Annotated in this window: 2 protein-coding genes; both read left to right on the forward strand. The window is 70.6% G+C overall.

Features of this window, described 5'->3' with window-relative positions; genetic code table 11:
- Positions 1-822: helix-turn-helix domain-containing protein (locus tag AB0469_RS41160; RefSeq protein ID WP_366456737.1), on the forward strand; the 822-nt coding region annotated here is incomplete at its 5' end.
- Positions 823-904: 82 nt separating this feature from the next.
- The gene (locus tag AB0469_RS41165; protein WP_366456738.1) at positions 905-1270 is read left to right on the forward strand and encodes a hypothetical protein; all 366 of its coding nucleotides are present in this window, start codon (positions 905-907) and stop codon (positions 1268-1270) included.
- Positions 1271-1274 lie beyond the last annotated feature (4 nt).

The raw sequence follows: 1274 nt of genomic DNA on the forward strand, positions 1-1274 counted from the left end.
TCCGACTACGTCGCTCGCCGTCCGCGAGTGTTCCAGGGGCGCAGCCGCCTCCACCCGCTGGCACGTGCCCGTGAAGCCTACGAGGATGCGCACCGGAATCTGGTGGCGGCTCGGTACGTGCCCCGTCGCCGTGCCCGGTATCGAGATCGCATGGATCCGGTGGAGCTGCTGCCCGGTGCCGAGGCGGCCCGCTGGGCATCGGACCTGCTCCGGCCGTTGGATGCGCTACCGGCCCGGACCAGGGACCAGTTGCTGTCGACGGTGTCCCTTGGGCTGAGGTTCACCGCCGTGCGGACGGCGAAGATCATGGGAGTCAGCCGCAACACCGTGAGGTCACGGATGGAGCGGGCAGGCGAACTGCTGGGCTCGGACCTCGACGACGTAAGAGTACGGACCGCCCTCCACCTGGCCCTGCAACTGCGGGACCGGCCCACCGCACCGGGCCGCCAGGACCCGGGCCTGCCCGCGCTGATCGGCACTGACGCCGGCCGGGCCTGGGCTCGGGACGTGCTGGGTCCGCTCGACACGGACGCCCGCAACCTGCGCCGCACGCTGGGGGTCTGGCTCCTGGCCGACTGCTCGGTCGGGGCGGCTGCACAACGGCTGGGCTTGCATCCCCAGACGGTTCGGGAGCACCTGCGGAGCTCGGAGGCGCTGCTGGCGCGGGAGCTGACGGCCGGGGGGACGGACGTGTACGAGCTCGCGCTGGCCTTCCTCGCGCTCTACGGCACGCAGCGTCCCTTCACCGAACAGGTGCACCCCGGCGGCGTGTCCGACCGTGCAGGCGTGACTGTCACCTGCCCGGCAACCGTGCACGGATGACATACCGGCCGGCTGGTGGCCGCTCATAGCTTTGAGCGCGTCGGGGCCGGACACATCCGGCCCGCCGAGTGGAGGAACGGACATGAAGAAGAATCGATTTGCCCGCCTCGGTCTCATGGCCACGACCCTGGCTGCCGTTGCCGTCGGAATCGTCGCCTCACCCGCAAGCGCGGCGAGCGCGACCTGCGAGAGCTGGGGCGGCAACATATGCACCAGCGGCAGCATCCCGGCCAACGGCAACCACCAGGTCTGCTTCGGCGGCCAGCACAAGGCCCTCAGCTACTGGGGCCGGGCCGAACTGTGGGACGCCGACTCCGGTGTGATGGTCGGCTCGATCGCCACCAACGCCTACCGCTACCAGCAGACCTGCGTGGGCGGCCTGTACGGGCAGCACTACTACGAGCGGGGCACCGGCGGCGACTTCAAGGGCGACGTCTGGAACGACTGACCCC

The sequence above is a fragment of the Streptomyces sp. NPDC093801 genome (assembly GCF_040701585.1).
Taxonomy (GTDB): Bacteria; Actinomycetota; Actinomycetes; order Streptomycetales; family Streptomycetaceae; genus Streptomyces.

What these genes read in the sequence shown, in the direction of transcription:
- AB0469_RS41165 (WP_366456738.1), top strand. Translation starts at nt 905, where the DNA reads ATGAAGAAGAATCGATTTGCCCGCCTCGGTCTCATGGCCACGACCCTG.